A 22,740-nucleotide genomic window follows, 5' to 3' on the forward strand; every position below is an offset into this window, starting at 1 on the left:
GCGATTTTTTGTGATCGAATCGCATGAATAAAAGTGTTTCATTTGCCCATTTTCGGGACCCGCCGCCGTGATGACCTTCAAGCAACTCGAAGCCCTCTACTGGATCGCCCGGCTCGGCGGCTTCGCCCAGGCGGCCAACCAGCTGCATGCCTCGCAGTCGGCCATTTCCAAGCGGGTGCATGAGCTGGAGCTGCTGTTCGACACCGAGCTGTTCGACCGCAGCCAGCGCACCGCGCGCCTCACCGAAAAGGGCGAGGAGATGTACGTGCTCGCGCAGAAGCTGCTGGCGCAGCGCGACGCGGCCATCGAGCAGTTCGGCAAGCCCGGCGTGGTGGAGCGCCGCATCCGCATCGGCGTGACCGAACTCACGGCCATGACCTGGCTGCCGCGGCTGGTCGGTCTGATCCGCCAGCACTACCCCAAAGTGATCCTGGAGCCCGACGTGGACGACAGCCTGAAGCTGCGCGACAAGCTGCAGGCCGACGAGCTGGACCTCGTCATCGTGCCCGAGACCTTCGCCGACTCGCGCATGCCGCACAAGGTCATCGGCAAGGTCAAGAGCATGTGGATGTGCAAGCCAGGCGTGGTGCCCGCAGCAGGCAACATGCGGCTGCACGAGCTGGCGCGCCACCGCATGCTGGTGCAGGGCAACAGCTCGGGCACCGGCCGCGCCTACGACGCCTGGATGAAGGAACAGGGCGTGCAGCCGGCCGACGTGATCGTGGTGAGCAACCTGGTGGCGCTGACCGGGCTCACCGTGTCGGGCCTGGGCGTGAGCTACCTGCCGCGCCAGTGCCTGGAGCCGCTGGTGGCGGCCGGCATGCTCGCGGTGATCGACGTGACGCCCGCGCTGCCGCTGGTGCACTACGTGGCGATGCACAAGGGCGAGCACCGCAGCGCCCTCACCTCGTCGATCGTGATGCTGGCGCAGGAGTGCTGCGACTTTTCAAGGATGTTTCAGGCGCAGCCGGCGGAGGAAGACGAGGTGCGCGCTGCGGCTGAGGGCTAGGCAAGGGGGGGAGGCAGAGGCCAGCGCGGGCCCGCGCATGTCCTGCCGCGCCGCACAAGAAAAAAGGCCGGGTCAATGCCCGGCCTTGTGTCTCGCGCAGCGAGCTGCCGGAGCCCTATCTCGCCGCCAGCGAAGCGCGGTAGTCCAGGGCGTACGCGAGCTTGCCGGGCTTGGCGGCCGTCATCGGCGTGTTCAGGTCATTGAAGGTCGCGGTGTCGAAGGTCGAGAGCTTGCCCATCTGCAGCGCCGTCAGGCCGGACGAACCGATGATGGTGGTGTCCGGCGTCGCGTTCATCAGGCCCGAGGCCGCCTGGATGGCCTGCAGGTAGCTCGTCGCATCGGTCAGCTTGTAGGCCGAGAGCTTGAGGCTCTGCGGCGCGGCCTGCAGCCATTCGGACCAGTAGAACTCCAGGAACTCGGTGCTGTTGGCTGGCTGCTTGTAGCCGAGGTCGCGAGTGAAGTACAGCAGCGCGCGGTACGGGTCGTCCTTCAGGCCGTTGCTCAGGCCCAGCAGCGGCGGCAGTTCGGCCGGCGTGATGGCGCTGCCGTCGGGCAGCTTGAGCCACACGAACTTGTTCTGGCGCATCGTGCGCCAGAAGCTGGCGTTGTTCAGGTCCATGTAGTGGCCCTTCTTCACCACCTTGACCTTGACTTCGGGGCCGCCGCCGTTCGGCGCTTCCCAGAAGCTGGTGAGGGTATGGTGGCCGTCCGTCAGGTACAGCACGCCGCGCGGGCCGACCACGGCGGACTTCAGCGCGGTGATGTCGAAGGCATTCTTGGTCGAGCAGGTGAAGCTGCCGGGGTCGGTCAGCAAGGAAGTACCCGCGATGACCGTCGAGCCCTTGGCACCGTCGGTCAGGCCCACGGCTTCGCAGTAGTCGTCGAATTCCTTCTTCCACTGCGTCGAGTCGTTGCCGGCCGAATCCTTGGTCTTGCGGTAGCGCCCCTGCTTGTAGTAGATCTGGTCGTAGCCGATGGCCGGCTGCGTGGGATGCGCGTCGCCGATGCGGATGTCCATGGCGCTGCCAACGGTGGCCGACGCATAGGTATTGCTCACCGCCGGCACCGGCAGTGCACGGCACACACCCGAGATAGGCGTAGCCGCCACGCCCGTGCTCGCAGCCGAGCCGATGTAGTACGCCGTCTGCTTGCCCACGGGCAGCAGCACGCGTCCGATCTTCTGGCTGTCGACCCACTGGCCGGCGACGAGGCCGTTCATGCCGCTGACGGTGGAGGTCGCCGCGCCGCCGATGCCAGCGTTGACGCTGAGCTTGACGTCGTTGTCGATGGTGTCGGTCTGCAGCAGGTTGGCGCCGATCGACACGAAGTTGCGCTGCGTGCGACCGGTGAGTGCGCCGGTGGCGGGGTCGAGCTCGGGCTGGCTGCACAGCCACTCGCCGTCGAGTGCGGTGGCGGCCAGCGCGGTGGTCGCGCTCTGCAGCACCCAGGTGCCGGTGCGGAAGCTGCCGTCGGCGGCGGTGGTTGCGAATTCGTCGGCGAGCAGCGTGGCCGCGCCCGACTGCGCGTTGACCATGACGCGGCCGATGCGCTGGCCGCCCAGGGTCAGCGCCAATGCGCCGGGGTAGGTCTTCTGGTCGCCTTCGGCGGCGAGCAGGCCGGCCTGGCCGCCGCTGCAGCCGTCAACATAGGCCTGGCCCATGCAGGCACGCACGCTGCCGTCGGCCTTGATGCTCAGCTGGCCGAAGTCGGATGCGGGAGCGCCCTGCACCATGCCCTTGGCGTTGTACGCGCTGGTGAGCTTGATGAAGTTGTAGACGCCGGCAAGCCGCGACACGTCGGCCACGCCCTGGTTCGACGCGGCGATCTCGCCCTGCAGCACCGCGCCGTTGCCCGCCTTGAGGTTGGGAACCTGCGCCAGCGAACCGCTGAGCAGGCTGCCGTCGAGCTGGAAGCGCAGGCTGAGCTTGGCCAGCGCCGCGACCAGTGCGTCTGGCACGCCGGTGCCGGCGACAGCCGCGAAGTTGCTGGCCAGCAGCGAGCCGTCAGGCTGCGTGGCGTAGCTTGCGCTCACCGAGCCCGCGAGGCCGAAGCGTGAATCGACGAAGCGCAGCGTGAGCTTGCCGGCGGCGGGCTGGTCGAGCGCAATGGACACGGTGTCGCCGAAGCTGGCCGTGCCCGAATACTGCGAGCCGCCCACCAGCGGCTGCAGGGCCACGGCGGCCGGCGCGGGCTGATTGTTGCTGTTGTTGCCGCCATTGCCGGCCGAAGGGCCGCTGGCCGGGAAGAAAGTACCTCCTCCTCCACCACCGCCGCCGCCACAGGCCGCGAGCGAAATGGCCGCGATGCCGGCCAGGCCCGCGACGCGGGCGCGGGTCCATTTATTTTTTGTCATGTGAGTCCACAGAAAGGGGCTGAACACCCGGGACAAGCCTTGGCCCCGGGGCTGCTGGAAGCGGCCCGATTCTGTGAACTTAAGGTGACAACTTTGTGAATAACCGTGAGCAACGGCCTCCGCCGATGAACGGCCTAGGCCGCGCGCGTCAGCATCCGCCCCGCGCGCGACAGCACCCGCGCCTCGGCCTCGCCGCCGCGATAGGCCAGCACGCCGTTCACGAACACCCGCTCCACGCCCAGGCTCACGCCATGCGGCTGGTCGTAGGTGGCGGTGTCGGCGATGGTCTCGGGGTCGAACACGACCACGTCGGCCATCGCACCCACGCGCAGCAGGCCACGGTCGGCGATGCGCAGGTTGCGCGCGGTCATGCCGGTCATCTTGTGCACGGCCTGCTCCAGCGAGAACAGCCGTCGCTGGCGCCAGTAGCGCGCGAACACGCGAGGGAAAGCGCCCCACAGCCGCGGATGCGGATGCCGGTCGTGTGGCAGGCCGTCGCTGCCGATCATGGTGAGCGGATGCGCAATGACGCGCTCCACGTCTTCCTCCTGCATCTGGAAGTAGCAGGCGCCGCCGGGCTTCAGCCGCAGGCAGGCCTCCTGCTCGGTGGTGCCCCATTCGCGCGCGATGTCGGAGATGAGGCGGCCCGTCATCTCGGGATGCGGGTCGGACCAGGTGAGCAGCACGTCGATCACGCCGTCGACCAGGTCCTCGCGCAGCACGGTGGAGCCGGCCACGTAGGGGTACACGTCCATCGCGATCTTCTGGCGCCGCGCGAACGACTCGATCAGCGGCAGCGTCTCCCTGGTGCGGCCCCAGTTGGCGGGGCCGGCGCACTTGTGGTGCGAGATGACCAGCGGCACGCCGGCCTCGAAGGCGCAGTCGCCGGCCTCGTGCAGGGCCTCGATGATCTGCTGCATCTCGCTGCGCAGGTGCGTGGCGTACACGCCGCCGTGGCGGGCCACCACGCGCGCCAGCGCCGTGACCTCTTCGGTCGGCGCGGCAAAGGCTTCTTCATAGAACAGGCCGGACGACATGCCGTGCGCGCCGTCGGCCATGCAGCTGTCGAGCAGCGCTTCCATGCGCGCCAGCTCTTCGGCGCTCGCGGGCCGGTCGAGCGCTTCCATGGCCGCGAAGCGCAAGGTGGTGTGGCCCACCAACGCGGCCACGTTGAGCGCGGGTTGGGTCGCATCGACCGCGGCGCGGTACTCGGCCATGCTCGCGTGTTTGAACGAATCGGCGCCCAGCAGCGTGAGCGGCGGCAGCGATTGCGGCGTGCGGTACGGCGCGAGCGAAATGCCGCAGTTGCCGGTCACCACGGTGGTGATGCCCTGCGACACCTTGGGCAGGCACAGCGGGTCGCGCAGCACGATGGCGTCATCGTGCGTGTGCGCATCGATGAAGCCGGGCGCGATGACCTTGGCGCGGCAGTCGACGATGTCGATGTCCGCCAGCGCCAGGCCTTGGGGCAGCCGCCCGCGCAGGCCCTCGCCCAGCGCGACGATGCGGTCGCCCTGCAGCAGCACGTCGCCGGGCCACGAAGGCCCGCCCGAGCCGTCGACCACCAGGCCTCCTTCGAGCAGCACGGCCTTCGATGATGCGTTGTTGTCAGCCATGCTTGACACCCCCGCCGTCCCAGCTCTGCAGCGGATGCGTGGTCGCATCGATGCCGTGCCGCTGGAATGCGTCGCGCGCGCGCTGCAGGCGCTGCACCGCGGGCTCGCCGCGCCGCTGCGCCACCAGCACCGTCAGTATCTCGATGGCCGTGAGGTGCGTCAGGTAGGCGTCGATGCCCACGTGCATCACCGCGTCGTCGGGCACCGACAGGCCCAGAAGAAAGTCGGCCTTGGCCGCGAGCGCCGTGCCGGGCCGCGTCAGCGCGACCACCTTGGCGCCCTGCCCGCGCGCGATGTCCACCGCGTCGAGCAGCGACGGCATGCCGCCCACGTGCGATATGGCGATGACCACACCGCCCGGGCGCTGCGCCGCGCCGGCCACCTGCTGCAGGTGGTAGTCGGCCCAGGCATTGGCCGACAGGCCCAGGCGGAACAGCCGCGCCTGCAGGTCGTTGGCCATGAACCACGATGTGGCGCCCGCGCCGTACAGGTCCACATGCGGCGCCGCCGCGATGGCCGCCACCGCGCCGTCGAGCACCTGCATGTCGAGCTGCCCGCGCACGCCCGAGACCGATGCCGCCGCGCTGCGCGCGATCTTGCCGACCACTTCGTCGGCCGCGTCCTCGATGTTCACGCGGCGGTGCAGCGGCGAACCGCCCAGCGCCAGCTCCTGCGCGAGCGCGAGCTTGAACTCGCGCAATCCGGCAAAACCGAGGTCGCGGCAGGTGCGCATGATGGTCGGCACCGAACTGCGCGAGCGCTCTGCCAGCTGTTCGAAGCTCTCTTCGAGCACGCGGTCGGGGTCTTCGAGGATCAGGTCGAGAATCGCGCGCCGCGTCGCCGGGGCGTCGCTGCGTATCTGCGCGATTTTCTGGAGCAGGGAGGGGGTCATCGCAGCGTGCTCAGAAGTGCATGGCGACGGCGTCGCTCACGCGGTAGTCGTTCTCGACCACCGGCATCCAGTGCCATTTGTCGAAGGTGGTGCAGGGGTGCGAAATCCCGAGGCCGACACGGTCACCCACCTTGGGCGCCTCGGCTTCCTCATTCGCATCCCAGCGCAGGTAGGCGTGCTGGTCGTTCAGCGCGGTGATCTTCCAGCCGGCGGGCACGGCCTGCGGCTGCAGCACGCCGCGCGCGGCGCGTGCGATGGGCACCGGCAGCGCGAGATCGAAGGAGATGTCGCGCTTGCCCACCGCCAGGATCGCCAGGCCGGGCTCGGGGCGCGATTGCACCGTGGCCCACACTTCCATCGCCGGCACCAGGCTTTCGCCGCAACCGCAGCCCAGGCGCTCGTCGACCGCGCTCACCATGCGCTTGTAGAAGCCATGGTCGTGCGTGACGTAGCAGCCCGAGCGCAGCAGGCCGCGCACCGGCGCGCCGAGCGCCGGCTTGAGCCGGCCCGCCACGAGGTCGAAGATGGCCGAGCCGCCGGCCGAGACCAGCACCTCGTCGCACTCGAACAGCTTCCCGGTATCGCAATGCCGCGCAACAGCTTCCACGCGGTCCATCAGCGCCTTGGCATAGGCCGCGTCGGGCTCGCTCTGGCCGGTGGCGCCCTGCCCTTCGTAGCATTCGATGCCCACCAGCTTGACCGCATCGCTGGCACGCAGCCGCGTGGCCAGCGCCACGGCTTCCTCATGCGTGCGGCAGCCGGTGCGGGCGCCCTCCACGCCGATCTCGATCATCACCTCGAAGGGCACGCTGGCGGGATGGCGGTTCGACCAGTCTTCGATCAGCGCGAGCTGCGCCAGCGAATCGACCAGGAACACGATGCGCAGGTCGGCATGCTGGCTCAGCAGCATCTGGATGCCCGCCAGGTCTTCGTCGCTCACCACCTGGTTGGCGATGACCGTGCGGCGCGCGCCGGCCGCCACGCCCACGGCCAGTTGCGTGACCGTGGCGAAGGTCAGGCCCCAGGCGCCGGCGTCGAGCTGGCGCTGGAACAGCTGCGGCGACATGGTGGTCTTGCCGTGCGGCGCGAGGTCGATGCCCCACTCGCGCACGCGCGACTGCATCCAGGCCAGGTTGTGCTCCAGCGCCTCGCGCTTGAGCACGGCCAGCGGCAGCGGCAGGTCGCCGGCGAGCACGTTCCATCCGGCGGCGCCGACTTCGCTGCGGCGGCGCGGCGCCTGCGTGCGCGGATAGCCCTTGAAGTTGCTGCCCAGCAGCGGGTCGTTGAAATCGTTGGCGGCGGTCATGGAGGTCACGGAGGTCATGCGGCGATGTTGGATGGAAGTTCTCTGGTTCGGATGCAGGCGCTGTAGTGTCCTGCCGAAATTTCTTCGAGCGGCGGCACGGCCTGGGCGCAGGCCTCGATGGCATGCGGGCAGCGCGTGCGGAACACGCAGCCCGAGGGCGGCGAGATGGGGCTGGGAATGTCGCCCTTCAGCGCGATGCGCTCGGTCGCCACCTCGGGGTCGGGCTTGGGGCTGGCGGCCAGCAGCGCGCGGGTGTAGGGGTGCGCGGGGCGCGCGAACAGCTCGTCGGTGGTGGCGACTTCCATCACCTTGCCCAGGTAAAGCACCACCACGCGGTCGCACAGGTACTCGACCACGTCGAGGTCGTGCGAAATGAAGAGCATCGTCAGGCCGAGGCGCTCGCGCAGGTCGGCCAGCAGGTTGATGACCTGCGACTGGATGGAAACGTCGAGCGCCGACAGCGGCTCGTCGGCCACGATGAATTCGGGCTCCACCGCCAGCGCGCGCGCCACGCCGATGCGCTGGCGCTGCCCGCCCGAGAACTCGTGCGGAAAACGGCTCGCATGCTCCGCGCGCAGGCCCACGGTTTCCAGCAGCTCGGCGATGCGCTTGTCGCGCGCGGCGGCGCCCTTGTGCAGGCCGTGCGTGGAGAGCGCCTCGCCGAGGATGGCGCTGATGCGCATCTTGGGGTTCAGGCTCGCGTACGGGTCCTGGAAGATGATCTGCAGCTTGCTGCGCAGCTTGCGCATGCGCTCGCCCGACAGCGCGCCGATGTCGTCGCCGCGGTACAGCACCTGGCCGCTGGTGCGCTCGAGCAGCCGCAGCACGGTGCGGCCGATGGTGCTCTTGCCGGAGCCCGATTCGCCGACCAGGCCCAGCGTTTCGCCGGGCTGGATCGCGAAAGACACGTCGTCGACCGCGCGCACCGGGCGGTCGCTGCTGCCGAAGTATTTCTTGAGTCCGCGGACTTCGATGAGGGGGGCGGCGGTGGTCATCGTGGGTATTCGGTATTGGCTCCCTCCCCTTCCGGGGGAGGGTTGGGGTGGGGGCACGCGGCCGTTTCATTGTTGCGACGGTCTCCACTGCCCAGAGCCCCCACCCCAGCCCTCCCCCGGAAGGGGAGGGAGCAAGACGGAGACAGCAGCGTGAGCGTCATGCAACCCTCGCCAAAGGTTGCGCCGGCTGCACCCGCACGCAGCGCGCCTCGCGCCCATGATGGGTTTCGATCAGCGGCGGCATCGCCGCGCTGCACGCGGGCAGCGCCAGGTCGCAGCGCGGCTCGAAGGCGCATCCCGGCGGCGGCGCCAGCGGGCTCGACACCTGGCCGCGGATCGCGAACAGCCGCTTGGGCTTGGGCTGCCCCGGCAACCGCGCCTTGCCCGGCAAGCAGGCCAGCAGGCCCTGCGTGTAGGGATGCTCGGGCTGCGCGAACAGCGGCCGCACCGGAGCGCTTTCGACCACGCGCCCCGCATACAGCACCACCACGTCGTCGGCATGGTGCGCGACCACGCCGAGGTTGTGCGTGATGAAAAGGATGCTCATGCCCGTCTCGGCCTGAAGCCGGCGCATGAGTTCGAGGATCTGCGCCTGGATGGTCACGTCGAGCGCGGTGGTGGGCTCGTCGGCGATCAGCAGCGTCGGGTCGCAGGCCATGGCCAGCGCGATCATCACGCGCTGCCGCATGCCGCCCGAGAGCTGGTGCGGATACTCGTGGATGCGTTGCGCCGCGGCCGGTATCTCGACCAGCTCCAGCATGCGCAGCGCATGGGCCAGCGCCGCCTTGCGGTCCAGCCCCTTGTGCAGGCGCACGCTCTCCGCAATTTGCTCGCCGATGGTGAACACCGGGTTCAGGCTGGTCATCGGCTCCTGGAAGATCATCGACAGCTGGTTGCCGCGCAGCGAGCGCATCTCGCGTTCGCCGATGCGCAGCAGGTCGAGCGTCTTGCCTTCGCGCGTCACGAAGGAAGCGCTGCCGCTGACCTGCGCGTTCGCCGTCTTGGGCAGCAGGCGCATCAGCGCGAGGCTGGTGACCGACTTGCCCGAGCCCGATTCGCCGACCAGCGCGGTCGTCTTGCCGGGCTGGATGGAAAAGCTCACGTCGGCCACCGAACGCACGAGGCCGTCTTCGGTCGGGAAGCTGGTGCTCAGGTTGCTGACCGCGAGGCGTGGGGTGTTGTTGGCGTTCGTCGTCATCACGAGGTTTTCTTCAGCTTGGGGTCGAGCAAATCTCGCACGCCGTCGCCCAGCAGTTGCAGCGACAGCGCCGTGAAGATGATCGCGAGCCCCGGGAACAGCACCACCCAGAAGGCCTGGTGCGCGTACTGCTGGCTGCCCGCGACCATGGTGCCCCAGGTCGGGATCTCGGGCGGCACGCCGACGCCGAGGAACGAGAGCCCCGCTTCCGCCAGGATGGCGTAGGCGAAGATGAAGGACACCTGCACCAGGATCGGCGACATCAGGTTCGGCAAGATGTGCCGCCACAGGATGCGCGAGGTGCGCACGCCCAGCGCGCGCACGGCCTCCACGAACAGCAGTTCGCGCACCACCAGCGTCGATGCGCGCACCACCCGCGCCACGCGCGGCGTGTAAACCAGCACCAGCGCCAGCACCGTGTTGATGAGCGATGGCCCGAGGATGGCCACCAGCGCAATGGCCAGCAGGATGTCGGGGAAGGACATCATCGCGTCGACCACGCGCATCAGCGGCGTGTCGAGCCGGCGGAAGAAGCCGGCCATCAGGCCCAGCACCGTGCCGGCGACGACCGCGCCCAGCGCCGTGAGCGCCGCGATGGCCAGCGAGTAGCGCGCGCCGTGCACGATGCGCGAATACATGTCGCGGCCCAGTTCGTCGGTACCGAGCAGGTGCTCGGCGCTCGGCGCCTTCAGGCGTTCCAGCACGGCCGTGTCGTTGGGGTCGGCGGAGGCGAACAGTGGCGCGCCGATGGCCATGACGGCAATCACCAGCAGCACCAGCGCGGAAACCATCACGATGCGGCGATGCATCAGCTGGCGGAGCATTCGGGGCATACGCATCGCTCAGACCTTCACGCGCGGATCGACCACCGCATACAGCAGGTCGATAGAGAAATTGATGAGCACGTAGATCGCGGCAATCACGAGCAGCGCACCTTGAATGACCGGGTAGTCGCGCCGCAGCACGGCACTGACCACGAGGTTGCCCACGCCGGGCAGGCCGAACACCGTCTCGGTGATGACGGCGCCGCCGATCATCAACGCGACGGTGAGGCCGATCACCGTGACGATGGGCACCAGCGCATTGCGCAGCGCGTGCTTGAGCACGACCACGCTTTCGCTCAGGCCCTTGGAGCGCGCGGTGCGCACGTAGTCCTCGCCGAGCACGTCGAGCATCGAGGCGCGGGTGAAGCGGATGATGAGCGCGGAGTTCAGCAGGCCCAGCACGGTGGCCGGCAGCACCAGCGCATGCAGCCGCTCGGCGAACGGCGCATCGGGCGCGCCGTAGCCCGACACCGGGAACCAGCCGAAGGAAACCGCGAATATCTGTATGAGCACGATGCCGAGCCAGAAGCTCGGAATGCTCGCGCCCAGCATCGCGATGCCGGTGAACAGCTGGTCGACCACGCGCCCGCGGAACACGGCCGAGACGATGCCGCACGGCACGCCGATCAGCGCCGCGATGGCCACGGCCATCAGCGCGAGCAGCGTGGTGGGTTCGGAGCGCTCCCACAGCGCCTGCGTCACCGGGCGCTGCAGGAAGATGGAAGTGCCCAGGTTGCCCTGCAGCACCTCGCGCAGCCAGTATCCGAACTGCACGGGCAGCGGCTTGTCGAGGCCGTACTCCTTCTGCACGCGCGCGATGTCGGCGGCGGTGGCCTGGTCGCCCAGCAGCACCGAGACCGGATCGCCCGACGCCGCGCGCGTGAGCACGAACACGAGCACCGCCACGATGGCCAGCACCACCAGCATGCCGGCCGCCCGGGAAGCGATGTAGCGCAACAGCGATTTCTTCATCACGCGGAAAACTCGATGGCCGCCGCGCTGCCCACTGCAACGTACTGGCCGGTGAACTGGATGTCGCCGCCCTTGACGCGGAAGACCGTCACGTTGTCGCCCTGCTTGTTGTGGCACACATAGAGGAACCTGCCGCTCGGGTCGAGCGTGCAGCTGCGCGGGTAGTTGCCGCGCGACCATTCCTCGCGCACCAGCGTGGGGGCGCCGGTGCGGGCGTCGACCTTGAAGAGCGAGATCGAGTCGTGCAGGCGGTTGAGCGACACGAAGTGCTGGCCGTCCGGCAGCATGCGGATGCCCGATGCGTAGCTGGTGCCCTTGAAGCCCTTGGGCAGCGCCGAGGTCTCGCTCACCAGTGTGAGCACGCCGCTGGCGTCGTCGTAGCGCATGAAGGCGATGGTCGAGGCTTCCTCGTTCACCAGGTAGAACCACTTGCCGTTCGGGTGGAAGATGAAATGGCGCGCGCCCGAGCTTTCGGACACGGCCACCGTGCTCGGCTGGCTCAGCACGCCGGTGCCACGGTCGAAGCGGTACGAGATGACGCGGTCGAGCCCCAGGTCCGCCACCAGCACGAAGTTGCCCTTCGGGTCGGCATGCACCATGTGCGCGTGCGGGCCGTCGTGGTCGCTGGTGGCAAAGCCTTCGTGCGAGCGCGCGGCGGCCGGCACCACGTCGGCGCCGGGCTTGCACGCGGTGGCGCCGCAGGCGTCGGCGTCCTTGTAGACGACGGCGGCGCGGTCGGTGTCGGGCGTGCCGTCGGCGCGCAGCGCGATCACGCTGACATCGCCGCTGGCGTAGTTGGCGGTGAACAGGAAGCGCCCGTCGGGGTGCACGCTGATGTAGGCCGGGTCCTTGCCGCCGCAGGGCATTTCAGCCAAGAACGACAGCGCGCCATTTGCACCGATACGAAAGGCAGACACCGAGCCGGCCTCGAACTCGTTGGCCGCATACAGCATGGGCAGCGTGGGATGGCGCGCGAGCGACGCCGGGTTGCGCAGCTTGGCGCCCTCGCCCATGCTGGCCACGGCCGGCGGCGCGCCGGGAATGGGCTTGAGCGCGCCGGTCGCGCTGTCGAGCACGAACTGGTGCACGCCCAGTCCGCGCCCGCCGCGCCACGGCTTGCCGCCGTCGCTGTAGGTGCCGACGTAGGCGTAGACGGGGCCGGCGGTTGCGGCCTGGACGGTGGAGGCGGTGAGGCCAAGGGCTCCGAGGCCGGAGGCCAGTGCGCTGGCTTGCAGAAGTTGGCGACGCGACGGCATGGCTGTACTCCCCGACTTACTTGATCTTCGCGTTCCAGAAGAACGGCCAGGTCGCGGGCGTGTAGTTGTCCAGCGCCGGGCTCTTGGCCGAGAGGCCGTTGAACTTGCCGACGTTGATGTACGGAACTTCGTCGTACACCACCTGCTGCACCTTGCCCCACAGCGCGCCGCGCTTGGCCGGATCGCTCTCCACGTTGAAGGCCTGCAGCGCCGACTTCTTGGCAGGCGAGTCCCACCAGCCGGGCGCGCCGTCGCCGAGCTGCGGCGGCGAGAGCATGGGCTCGGGGAACTGGCCCGAATGCGTGACGTAGACGTCCCACAGCTTGGCGTCGTTGCGCCGCTGCACCAGCGTGGCCCAGTCGACCACGTTGAGGTCGACCTTGAAGCCGGCGCGCTTGAGCTGCTCGGCCATCAGCAGCGCCATGTTGTAGTGGAAGTCGTACTGGCGGCTGGTGAGCACGCGGATCGGCTCGCCCTTGTAGCCGGCCTTGGCCGCGAGTTCCTTGGCCTTGGCGGCGTTGCGCTGGTTGTACTGGTCGGCGCCGGCCGTCGAATAGAACGGCGAGCCCTTGGGGAAGTGGTTGGCCTCGGCCACGAAGAAGCGCGTGTCGCCGAAGCCGGCCGCGAGCATTTCGCCTTCGCCCAGCGCGGTCTGGATCGCCTGGCGCACCGGCTGGCTGGCGGCCACGCCTTCCTTGGTGTTGAGCACGAGGTACGGGAAGCCGAACGAGGGCGTCATGATCGGCACGGTCTTGCCGCCCGACTTCTCCAGGCGCGGCAGCGCTTCCACCGGCAGCAGGTCGGCAAAGTCGTACTGGCCGGCCAGCGCGCCTTCGACGCGCGTGCTGGCGTTGGGCACGGGCACGAAGCGCAGCTCTTCGATGGCCGCTTCGCGCTTGCCGCCGTAGCCGCTCGCGGCTTCCTTGCGGGGCGAATATTTGTCGAAGCGCGTGAGCAGCACGAACTGGTCGGGGCGGCGCTCCTTGAACTTGTAGGGGCCGGTGCCCACGAAGTCCTTCAGCGGCGAAGCGATCGAGTCCTTGGCCATGATGGCCGCCATGCCGCTGGGCAGCGCGAGCTGCGACAGCAGCGGCGCGTAGGGTTCCTTCAGCACCACCTCCACCGCCAGCGGGCCCTTGGCCTTGAGGCTGTCGATTTCCTTGCCCACGGCCTTGCCGCGCGGCGACTGCTCCATCCAGCGCTGCAGGCTGGCCACCACGTCGTCGGCCGTGAGCTCGCGGCCGTTGTGCAGCATCACGCCCTTGCGCAAGGCGATGGCGTAGGTCTTGCCGTCGGCCGAGATCTTCGGCATGCCCTCGGCCAGCATCGGCACCACGTTCCACTTGGCGTCGAAGGTGTAGAGCGTCTCGTACACGTGCTGCATGATGGTTCCGACCAGGTCGGCGGTGGATGCCATCGGGTCGAGCGTCTGCGGCTCGGCCACCATCGCCAGCGTGGCGAAATTGCGCGGGCCCTGGGCATGGGCGCTCTGGTGGGGCAGCGCGGCGCACAGCATCGCGAGCAGGGAAGCGCCCAGCAGGCTGCGCTTCGACAGCATGGGCAGGCGCTGGACAAGACCGGCGTGGGGCATGGGGAACTCCTTCATGGGGCGGGCGAGTTTGTGAAAGAAATTTTCTTTTCGGCCCGGACTTTGAAGCACTATCCATGCCAAATCATCCGTGTTAACCCTTGCCTGAGGGTTTTTCTGAAATAGATTTTCAGATTGGATGGATACTCGCGGCTTCCCATTCCCAGACAGTTCTTCAACCTCCAGGAGTCCCCATGCCTCTCGAATACCTCGGCGCCCCGCCCCTTGCCTCCGACCGCCAGGTGCGTCCGTTCTCCCCGGCCGTGCGCGCCGGCGACTTCGTCTACGTGTCGGGCCAGGTGCCCGTCGACAAGAACGGCGAGCTGGTGGTGGGCGGCATCGAGGCGCAGACGCGCCAGGTCATGGAAAACATCAAGACCGTGCTGGCGCTGGCCGGCGCCACGCTCGACGACGTATGCAAGAGCACCGTGTGGCTGCAGGACGCGCGCGACTTTGGTGCCTTCAACCGCATCTACATGGGCTACTTCGGCGAGAACAAGCCGGCGCGCTCGACCACCGAGGCCCGGCTGATGATCGACGCGCGCGTCGAGATCGACGTCGTCGCGTACAAGCCCAAGGCCTGATCGGCCTCTCAGCCTTTCTGCAGTTCGGTCTTGCGCTGGATGATGCGCGAGACCAGCCCGTATTCGACGGCTTCTTCAGCCGACAGCCAGCGGTCGCGCTCGATGTCGGCCAGCACCACGTCGATAGGCTTGCCGGTCTCGCGCGCGATCTCGTGCGCGATGCGCTGGCGGGCCTTGATGATTTCCTGCGCCTGGATGGCGATGTCCGTCGCCTGCCCGCCCGCGCCGCCGCTGGGCTGGTGGATCAGGAAGCGCGTGTTGGGCAGGCACACCCGGCGCTCGCGCGGCGCCGCGAGGAACAGGTGCGTGGCCGCGCTGCCGACCCAGCCGGTGCCGATCATGTTCACCGGCGCGCTGATGAAGCGCACGATGTCGTGGATGGCGTCGCCCGACTCCAGGTGGCCGCCGGGCGAACTCACGAGGATGTCGATGGGCTTGTCGGCGCTGTCGGCGTCCAGCGCGATGAGCCGGCGCGTGACGTCGGCGGCCACCGAATCGCTGATGCTGCCGAAGATCAGCAGCGTGCGCGACTTGAACGCCTTTTCCTCCAGGTAGGAGTTGCGCGGCTCGGCGGTGGCGGCGGGCTTGGTGTCGTCATCGTCGGATTGCATCGAGAACATGGGCATGTCGGTCATGTAGAAAGCTCCTGTGGTTGGACTGTCTTGACGAACAAGCCCACAGTTTCGTGACATTGCGCGCCATGGCAAGCTGCGCCAATGCTCGATGAACGCTATCTCTCGCAATTCCCGGCATTGAGAAGCCGGCTGGTTCGCGCGGCGGCGCGCATGCTGGGCGGCGCGGCGGACGCCGAGGACATGGTGCAGGACACCTACCTGCGTGCGCTCGAAATGGGCGACAAGCCCGGGCCCGATTCGACGCAGGCCTGGCTGACCACGGTGATGCAGAACCTGGCCATCGACCGGCTGCGGCGCGACGGCTGGATGCGGCGCTGGCTGCGGGATGCCGAAGCACTGTCCCCCGAGGCACCCTCGGCGGAAGCCGATGCCGCGCAGGCCCAATCCATTGACCAGGCGCTGCGCCTGATCGCCGCCAGGCTGTCGCCGGCCGATGGCGCCGCCGTGCTGCTGCGCGAAGTCTTCGAAGCCAGCTTCAAGGAAATTGCAGAGGCCAGCGGCAAGACCGAGGCGGCCTGCAGGCAGCAACTGCATCGCGCGCTGCTTCGGCTGCGCCATGAAAGGACTGAAGAGGAAGCCGGCTCGGATGCGGCCTTCCACGTGTACCGGCAGGCGCTGGGCGACTGCGATGCCCGGATGCTGCTTGCGCTGCTGCGGCAGCCGCCGGCGCGGGCTGTTGCGATGTCGGCAGCAGTGGCGGTGACCGCGCCCGTTGCCGGCGATGCCGCGCCGCACACGGTGTGCCGGGTCATGCAGATCGGAGGGCGCCTCGGCCTGGTGCTGACGCTGCGGGGCAAGCTGCTGTGCGTGCTGCCGCTGGATGTGCAGCAGACGGAAGAGGCGCTGTACTAGGGTTGCCTACTTTGCACCTTGTGGCCGTGAAATAAGTCACAAAATACAAGGATCGTCATTTGAAATGTAATCCATTGGTATTGGTTTTGCGTATCTTGGGTTTGCTTCGATTTCGAGGCGCATGCGCCCCACAAGGGTGCCAATCCCAGAAGGCACCGTCAAAGGACGGTCAAAGACCCATGACGCACGAAGAACAATTCTTGGCCGCTGCCGAGGCTGCAGGACGGCTAGGCGATATCGATGCACTGGACACGCAGATTTCCGGCATCTGCTCCATGCTCCATGCCCTCTACATGGCCCATCCGGCAAAGGAACAAGTCCGTCGCCAGTTCGATCGGCTGATGGCGAAACTGCTCGACTCGCCCTACGTGATCGACGAACCCGATCGCGCGCTGGTACTGCGGGCCACCGCTTCTGCCTTGTTGACGAATCGCTAGGCACGAAGAAAGGCCGCACAGCCTCTTCAGCCCGCCAGCCGCCCGGCCACCAGCTGCAGCACCCGGTCACACCGCTTCGCCAGCTCCTGGTCATGCGTGACCATCACGAATGCCGTGCCGTGCCGGTGCGCCAGGTCGAGCATCAGCGCGAACACCGTGTCCGCCGTGCTGCGGTCGAGGTTGCCGGTGGGCTCGTCGGCCAGGACGCAGGCGGGCTGCGTGACCAGCGCGCGCGCGATCGCCACGCGCTGGCGCTCGCCGCCCGACAGCTCGGCCGGCCGGTGGTGCAGGCGCTGGCCCAGGCCCACGCTCTCGAGAATCCTCGACGCCGAAGCCGCCGCCGTCGCGGGCTCCACGCGCCGGATCTTCAGCGGCATCGCCACGTTGTCGAGTGCGCTGAATTCCGGCAGCAGATGATGGAACTGGTAGACGAAGCCCAGGTGCTGGTTGCGCAGCCGCCCCTGCTCGGCCGCATCGGCATGGGCGATGTCCTTGCCCAGCAGTTCGACCTTGCCCGAAGTGGGCGCGTCGAGCCCGCCCATCAGGTGCAGCAGCGTGCTCTTGCCGGAGCCCGAGGAGCCGACGATGGCCAGGGTTTCACCGGCGTGCACGTCGAGGTCGACGCCGTGCAGCACGGTCAGGTCCAGCCGGCCTTCGTGGAAACGCTTGGTGAGGCCTCGGGCCTTCAATACGACACCATTGGCGCCGGGCCGCCCCAAGCCGATGGCGGCCCCCTCGGGGGGCAGCGAGGACACGGCAGTGCCGAGCGTGGGGGTCATTTCACTCATAGCGCAGGGCCTCGGCCGGGTTAACGCGGCTGGCGCGCCAGCTCGGATACAGGGTGGCCACGAAGGACAGCACCAGGGAAATGATCGCAATGGGCACGATGTCGCTTTGCTGCGGATCGCTCGGCATCTTGCTGATGAGGTAGATGTCCTTCGGCAGGAAGCTCGCATGGAACAGCCGCTCCAGGAACGGCACGATCACGTCGATGTTGTAGGCGATGCCCAGCCCCAGCAGCAGACCGGCCACGGTGCCGATCACGCCCACCATCGCGCCCTGCACCACGAAGATGCCCATGATGCTGCGCGGCGAACTGCCCAGCGTGCGCAGGATGGCGATGTCGGCGCGCTTGTCGGTCACGGTCATCACGAGCGTGGAGACCAGGTTGAAGGCCGCCACCGCCACGATCAGCGTGAGGATGATGAACATCATGCGTTTCTCGACCTGCACGGCCGCGAACCATGTCTTGTTCTGGCGCGTCCAGTCGCGGATGAGGAACTCGCCCGGCAAGCTCACGGCCAGCTGGTCGGCCACTGCGCGCGCTTCGTTCAGGTCCTTGAGCTTCAGGCGGATGCCGGTCGGGCCCTCGAGGCGGAACACCTTGGCGGCGTCCTGCTCGTGGACCATGGCGAGCGCGGAGTCGTATTCGTAGTGGCCGGAGTCGAAGGTGCCGACCACGGTGAACTGCTTCAGCCGCGGCACCACGCCAGCCGGCGTGACCTGGCCGCCCGGCGCCACCAGCGTGACCTTGTCGCCCGGCTGCACGAACAGCGAGCGCGCCAGCTCGGCGCCCAGCACGATGCCGAATTCGCCCGGCACCAGCTTGTCGAAGGTGCCGCGCGCGGCGATGCTGTTGGTGTCGGTCACCTCGGGCTCGAGCCTGGGGTCGATGCCGCGCACCACGGTGCCCTTCATGTCCTCGCCGCGGGCAATGAGCGCCTGCGTGTTGATGAAGGGCGCAGCGCCGATCACCTCGGGATGCTTGCGCGCGGCAGCCATGATTTCTTCCAGCTGCGGCAGCGCCTGTCCGTCGCGCGAGAAGATCTCGATGTGCGACACCACGCCGAGCATGCGGTCGCGCACCTCCTTCTGGAAGCCGTTCATCACACTGAGCACAATGATCAGCGCCGCCACGCCCAGCGCGATGCCGAGCATCGATACACCGGAGATGAAGGAGATGAAGCCGTTGCGCCGCGTCGCCCGGCCTGCGCGCGTGTAGCGCCAGCCGAGCTGCAGTTCATAGGGAAATCGCATAGGGTCGGAATTGTGGCATTCCGGACAACCTCAGGGCTTCCCGGACAATACGGAGATGGCCGAAACCTTCCCACGTCACCTGTTGATCCCCTTTGCCGGCCGCGGTTCCCCGGCATGCCGCGCGGCGCTGCCCACGTTGCGGCTCCCCAATCTCGAGACCCTGCTGCTGCGCCTGACCCTCGCGGACACCGACACGCAGGACGAAAGCACGCGCTCACCACCGCACGAACGCGCGCTCGCGCGGGAGCTGGGCATCACTGCTGACGACGGCTGCATTCCCTGGGCCGCGCTCGAGGCCCGGCGCCTGGGCATCGCCGCCGCCAGCGACACCGAGGGCTGGGGCGTGGTCACGCTTTGCAACTGGCAAGTCGGCATCGACGACGTGGTGCTGGGCGACCCGTCCGCCATCGAGATCGACGCCGGCGAATCGGCCACGCTGCTCGAAGCCGCCCGCCCCTTCTTCGAGGAAGACGGCATCGCGCTGCACCCTTCGCCCGTGCCCGGCCGCTGGCTGGCGCGTGCGCGCATCTTCGACGGACTGTCCACCGCCTCCATCGACCGCGCCGTGGGCTGGCCCATCTCGCAGTGGTCGCCGCTGGCCGAGGCTGCCCGGCCGCTGCGCCGCCTGCAGAACGAAATGCAGATGCTGCTCTACACCCAGCGCGTGAACGACGACCGCGCCGCGCGCGGCGTGCCGCCCATCAATTCGTTCTGGCTCAGCGGCACCGGCGCGCTCGCGGCGCAGCCCCTGCCGAGCGCCGCCTGCGAAACCACCGTGAGCGAAGCCCTGCGCGTCGCCGCCATCCGCGATGACGGCGTCGGCTGGGCCGCCGCATGGCAGGCGCTGGACGCGGGCGACATCGCCTCGCTGCTGGCCGACTACACGCGCGGCGCCGATGTGTCGCTCACCCTGTGCGGCGACCGCGCGGCACAGCGCTACACCGTGCAGCAGCGCGGCCTGAGCCGCTGGGCCAGGAGCCTGTTCGACCGCAAGCGCGCGGCCGAAGTGCTGGAGTCGCTGTGAAGATCGTCGACCGCGAGATCCCTCCGCGCACCGTCTGGGCGCTGGAGCAGGCCGGCGTGCACCCGCTGCTGGCCCGCCTGTTCGCAGCGCGCGGCGTGCGCGCCAAGGACGAACTCGACGACGGCCTCGCCCGCCTGCTGCCGCCGGACACCCTGCGCGGCACGCAAGACGCCGCCGTGCTGCTGGCCGACGCCATCGCGCAGGACAAGCGCCTGTGCATCGTGGCCGACTACGACTGCGACGGCGCCACCGCCTGCGCGGTCGGCGTGCGCGGCCTGCGCCTGCTGGGCGCCAAAAACGTGAGCTACCTCGTGCCCGACCGCGTGGTCGACGGCTACGGCCTCACGCCGCCCATCGCCGAGCGCGTGGCCGCGAGCGGCGCCGACATGCTGATCACCGTCGACAACGGCATCGCCAGCGTCGAAGGCGTGGCCGCCGCCAAGGCGCGCGGCCTGCAGGTGCTGGTGACCGACCACCACCTGCCGGGCCCGGAGCTTCCCCTGGCCGACGTGCTGGTCAACCCGAACCAGCCCGGCTGCGAGTTCGAGAGCAAGAGCATCGCGGGCGTCGGCGTCATGTTCTACGTGCTGCTGGCGCTGCGCTCCGAGCTGCGCAGGCGCGGCGTGTTCGACACGCCTGCGCCCGCCGCCGGGCCGCCCCAAGGCGGGCCAGCCTCCCCCTCGGGGGGTGGCGAAGCACATGAAATGGCAAGCCGGGGGGCAGGCAAACCCCAGCCAAAGCTCGATGCGCTGCTGCCGCTGGTCGCGCTCGGCACCGTGGCCGACGTGGTGAAGCTCGACGCCAACAACCGCCGCCTCGTGGCGCAGGGCCTGCGCCGCATCCGCGCCGGCGCGATGCCCGCCGGCGTGGCCGCGCTGTTCAAGGCGGCGGGCCGCAATGCCTCTGCGGCCACCACCTTCGACTTCGGTTTCGCGCTGGGCCCGCGCATCAACGCGGCCGGCCGGCTGGCCGACATGACGCTGGGCATCGAATGCCTGCTGACCGACGACGCCGGCCGAGCCGAGGAGCTCGCGCGCATGCTCGACGGCATCAACCGCGAGCGGCGCGACATCGAAGGCGGCATGCGCGACCAGGCACTGCTGCTGGCCGAGTCGCTGTTTTCCACCGGCGCCGACGGCGAGGGCATCGCGGCGCCGCCGCCGGCCATCAGCGTGTTCGACGCGGCCTTCCACGAAGGCGTGGTGGGCATCGTGGCCTCGCGCATCAAGGACCGCTTCCACCGCCCGACCTTCGTCTTCGCCGCGAACGGCGCGCCGGGCAAGGAGCAGGAGCTCAAGGGCTCGGGGCGCTCGATCCCCGGCTTCCACCTGCGCGACGCGCTCGACCTCGTGGCCAAGCGCCATCCGGGCGTGCTGCTGCGCTTCGGCGGCCACGCGATGGCGGCCGGCTGCACGGTGGCGCGCGAGCACTTCGAGACTTTCGAGAAAGGCTTCGCACAGGTCGCCCGTGAGTTGCTGGCCGACGCCGCGCTCACCCGGCAGATCGAGACCGACGGGCCGATCGCGCGCGAGTACATGCGCATCGACCTCGTCGACACGCTGCACCGCGAGGTCTGGGGCCAGGGCTTCGCGCCGCCCACCTTCAGCGAGGAGGTCGAGGTGGTGTCGCAGCGGCTGGTGGGCGAGAAGCACCTGTCGCTCAAGCTCAGGCACCAGGGCCAGCCGATCGACGCCATCTGGTTCAGCCACACCGAGCCGCTGCCGCCCAGGGTCAAGCTGGCGTTCCGGCTCGACGCGGACGAATGGCAGGGCGTGCGGCGGCTGCGCTTCCTGGTGGAAGGCGCGGAGTTCTAGCGGAAAAACGTCAGGCAAGCCGCGGCGCGGCAATTTGTGAGACGCGGTGCATGGTGTGGCGCGGTCTCGCGGATACGATCGGTTACCTTACTGTCCTCGGCGTTTTTTGCCCCGATCTGCCCGGATGCCGCTCCTGCCCCGCCCCAGCCCTGCCTTCATGAAAGGCCGTCGCTCATGACCGAAGGCGTGAGCTCTGGCCTGCTGGGCGGCCTGATGGCATGCGGCCTCGTGCTGCTGCTGGTGTTCGGCACGCTGATCCACGGCTACTACGTGCTGGCCTGCGGCTTCGCGCTGCTCGGCTTCGCCGGAATGAACAGCCTGGCGCCGAACGATCCGCTCGCGCACTGGGCGGCGGCTGCGCTGGCACTCTGGGCGATCTTCCGGCTGCAATTCGCCCGGCAGCTGTTGCGGCTGCGGCACTTCGCGCCCCGGCTGGACCGGGTCGCGCAGGGTGTCGGCATCGCGCTGGTGCTGACCTTGCTGTATGCCGCGGTCGAGACACAGCTCGCGTGGACGCTGCGCGCCGTGCAGGGGCTGGTGGTCGCCGCCACGGTGGTCCTGGTGGCCGGTGCGCTTTTCTCGCTGCGCGGCCTGCGCTGGCCCGCGCTGCTCTTCTGCATCGGCGCCCTGATGTTGCTGGCGGGCATCTCCGCTACCCGCCTGCCGAGCTGGAGCGAGACGCCCTGGCCCCCCGGGCGGCCGAACATGGCGCAAGCCGCGGCGATCGCCGAGCTCGTGATGCTCGCCCTGGCCGTGGGCGCGCGCCTGCGGCACGTGCTGCGTTCCGAAAAAGCGCTGGAGGCACGCACGCACGCACTGATGGGCGCCATGGGCACCGACGCCCTCACCGGTGCCACCAGCCGCGCCGGTTTTGAAAGCCGTGGCGACGAATGGCTGCGCGACGGCCGGCCGTTCTCGCTGATGCTGGTCGGCCTGAACGGCTTCAGCCGCGTGACCGAGCGGCACGGCCGCGCGGGCAGCGACGCGGTGCTCACGGCCATCGCACAGCGGCTGCGCCAGCAGGTGCGCGCCGACGACATGGTGGCGCGCCTGGGCGACGACGAATTCGCATTGCTGCTGGCCGGCAGCCCGACGCGCCAGAAGCTCGCCGAAATGGCGATCCGCATCGAGACCGCCGGCGCGACGCCGGTCACTTACGAAGGCCGGCTGCTGGCGGGCGGCGAGCTGAACATGGGCATCGCCTGCCACCCCGCCGATGGCGATACGTTCGCCAGCCTGATGGCTTCGGCGGGCGAGGCGCTGCAACGCTGCAAGCGCCAACGCATGGGCCCTGCCTATGCGTTCGCGGGTGAGCATTCGGGCGGCTCCGCGCGCGGCGCATGAAAAA

Annotated in this window: 20 protein-coding genes; 7 read left to right on the plus strand and 13 right to left on the minus strand. The window is 68.8% G+C overall.

The features are described from left to right. Positions 1-70 precede the first annotated feature (70 nt). Complete coding sequence (locus QRN67_RS14325; RefSeq protein WP_106935514.1) at positions 71-1,009, plus strand: LysR family transcriptional regulator; 939 nt, start codon at positions 71-73, stop codon at positions 1,007-1,009. A 115-nt stretch (positions 1,010-1,124) separates the two neighbouring features. Here QRN67_RS14325 and QRN67_RS14330 read toward each other — a convergent pair whose 3' ends face one another. The 10 genes from QRN67_RS14330 to QRN67_RS14375 form a co-directional block, all read right to left on the minus strand. Continuing rightward, positions 1,125-3,362 (minus strand): ParB/Srx family N-terminal domain-containing protein, encoded by a 2,238-nt coding sequence (locus tag QRN67_RS14330; protein WP_285412274.1) that lies wholly within the window; start codon positions 3,360-3,362, stop codon positions 1,125-1,127. A 134-nt stretch (positions 3,363-3,496) separates the two neighbouring features. Further along, positions 3,497-4,978: an N-acyl-D-amino-acid deacylase family protein gene (locus tag QRN67_RS14335; protein WP_285412276.1), complete on the minus strand. Its 1,482-nt coding sequence runs from the start codon at positions 4,976-4,978 to the stop codon at positions 3,497-3,499. Then, the gene (locus QRN67_RS14340) at positions 4,971-5,870 is read right to left on the minus strand and encodes a MurR/RpiR family transcriptional regulator (protein ID WP_081266407.1); all 900 of its coding nucleotides are present in this window, start codon (positions 5,868-5,870) and stop codon (positions 4,971-4,973) included. The genes QRN67_RS14335 and QRN67_RS14340 overlap by 8 nt, the downstream gene beginning before the upstream one ends. A 10-nt stretch (positions 5,871-5,880) precedes the next feature. Then, on the minus strand, positions 5,881-7,194 hold the full coding sequence (locus tag QRN67_RS14345; RefSeq protein ID WP_285412277.1) for an amino acid deaminase: 1,314 nt from the start codon (positions 7,192-7,194) through the stop codon (positions 5,881-5,883). Further along, entirely contained in the window at positions 7,191-8,171 is a 981-nt protein-coding gene (locus QRN67_RS14350; protein ID WP_081266409.1) for an ABC transporter ATP-binding protein, read from the minus strand. The genes QRN67_RS14345 and QRN67_RS14350 overlap by 4 nt, the downstream gene beginning before the upstream one ends. A gap of 157 nt (positions 8,172-8,328) precedes the next feature. Then, positions 8,329-9,369, minus strand: coding sequence for an ABC transporter ATP-binding protein (locus tag QRN67_RS14355; protein WP_285412279.1), 1,041 nt, complete (start codon positions 9,367-9,369; stop codon positions 8,329-8,331). Then, positions 9,369-10,208: an ABC transporter permease gene (locus tag QRN67_RS14360; protein ID WP_081266411.1), complete on the minus strand. Its 840-nt coding sequence runs from the start codon at positions 10,206-10,208 to the stop codon at positions 9,369-9,371. Before QRN67_RS14360 ends, QRN67_RS14355 begins: the two co-directional genes overlap by 1 nt. A gap of 3 nt (positions 10,209-10,211) precedes the next feature. After that, positions 10,212-11,153, minus strand: a complete 942-nt coding sequence (locus tag QRN67_RS14365) for an ABC transporter permease (protein ID WP_081266485.1) — start codon at positions 11,151-11,153, stop codon at positions 10,212-10,214. An 11-nt stretch (positions 11,154-11,164) separates the two neighbouring features. Beyond that, entirely contained in the window at positions 11,165-12,421 is a 1,257-nt protein-coding gene (locus tag QRN67_RS14370) for a lactonase family protein (protein WP_285412280.1), read from the minus strand. A 16-nt stretch (positions 12,422-12,437) separates the two neighbouring features. Beyond that, positions 12,438-14,012, minus strand: a complete 1,575-nt coding sequence (locus QRN67_RS14375; protein WP_285412281.1) for an ABC transporter substrate-binding protein — start codon at positions 14,010-14,012, stop codon at positions 12,438-12,440. A 191-nt stretch (positions 14,013-14,203) separates the two neighbouring features. Between QRN67_RS14375 and QRN67_RS14380 the strand changes: the two genes are divergently transcribed. Continuing rightward, positions 14,204-14,593, plus strand: coding sequence for a RidA family protein (locus QRN67_RS14380; protein WP_198086904.1), 390 nt, complete (start codon positions 14,204-14,206; stop codon positions 14,591-14,593). Positions 14,594-14,601: 8 nt separating this feature from the next. Here the strand turns inward: QRN67_RS14380 and QRN67_RS14385 are convergent, their stop codons facing one another. Next, a complete protein-coding gene (locus QRN67_RS14385) occupies positions 14,602-15,228 on the minus strand; it encodes an ATP-dependent Clp protease proteolytic subunit (protein WP_493204018.1) in 627 nt (208 codons plus the stop codon). Positions 15,229-15,309: 81 nt separating this feature from the next. Between QRN67_RS14385 and QRN67_RS14390 the strand changes: the two genes are divergently transcribed. Then, positions 15,310-16,080 carry a sigma-70 family RNA polymerase sigma factor gene (locus QRN67_RS14390; RefSeq protein WP_285412282.1) on the plus strand — a complete coding sequence of 257 codons (771 nt, stop codon included), beginning with the start codon at positions 15,310-15,312 and terminating at the stop codon, positions 16,078-16,080. Positions 16,081-16,259: 179 nt separating this feature from the next. Beyond that, positions 16,260-16,517: a hypothetical protein gene (locus tag QRN67_RS14395; protein ID WP_106935522.1), complete on the plus strand. Its 258-nt coding sequence runs from the start codon at positions 16,260-16,262 to the stop codon at positions 16,515-16,517. A 26-nt stretch (positions 16,518-16,543) separates the two neighbouring features. On the opposite strand, the gene lolD is transcribed toward QRN67_RS14395, so the two are convergent. Together lolD and QRN67_RS14405 are read right to left on the minus strand one after the other, a co-directional pair. After that, positions 16,544-17,305 (minus strand): lipoprotein-releasing ABC transporter ATP-binding protein LolD, encoded by a 762-nt coding sequence (gene lolD / locus QRN67_RS14400; protein ID WP_234382801.1) that lies wholly within the window; start codon positions 17,303-17,305, stop codon positions 16,544-16,546. Further along, positions 17,298-18,554, minus strand: a complete 1,257-nt coding sequence (locus tag QRN67_RS14405) for a lipoprotein-releasing ABC transporter permease subunit (RefSeq protein ID WP_285412283.1) — start codon at positions 18,552-18,554, stop codon at positions 17,298-17,300. The genes lolD and QRN67_RS14405 overlap by 8 nt, the downstream gene beginning before the upstream one ends. A 55-nt stretch (positions 18,555-18,609) precedes the next feature. On the opposite strand from QRN67_RS14405, the gene QRN67_RS14410 reads away from it, so the two are divergent. From QRN67_RS14410 to QRN67_RS14420, 3 genes are all read left to right on the plus strand, one after another. Then, a complete protein-coding gene (locus QRN67_RS14410) occupies positions 18,610-19,578 on the plus strand; it encodes a hypothetical protein (RefSeq protein ID WP_285412284.1) in 969 nt (322 codons plus the stop codon). Then, the gene (recJ, locus tag QRN67_RS14415) at positions 19,575-21,392 is read left to right on the plus strand and encodes a single-stranded-DNA-specific exonuclease RecJ (protein WP_285412285.1); all 1,818 of its coding nucleotides are present in this window, start codon (positions 19,575-19,577) and stop codon (positions 21,390-21,392) included. The genes QRN67_RS14410 and recJ overlap by 4 nt, the downstream gene beginning before the upstream one ends. Before the next feature lie 174 nt (positions 21,393-21,566). Next, positions 21,567-22,736 (plus strand): GGDEF domain-containing protein, encoded by a 1,170-nt coding sequence (locus tag QRN67_RS14420; protein WP_285412286.1) that lies wholly within the window; start codon positions 21,567-21,569, stop codon positions 22,734-22,736. The last annotated feature ends 4 nt before the right edge of the window (positions 22,737-22,740 follow it).

Origin of the sequence: Variovorax sp. efr-133-TYG-130 (assembly GCF_030208835.1) — a bacterium.
Taxonomy (GTDB): domain Bacteria; phylum Pseudomonadota; class Gammaproteobacteria; order Burkholderiales; family Burkholderiaceae_C; genus Variovorax.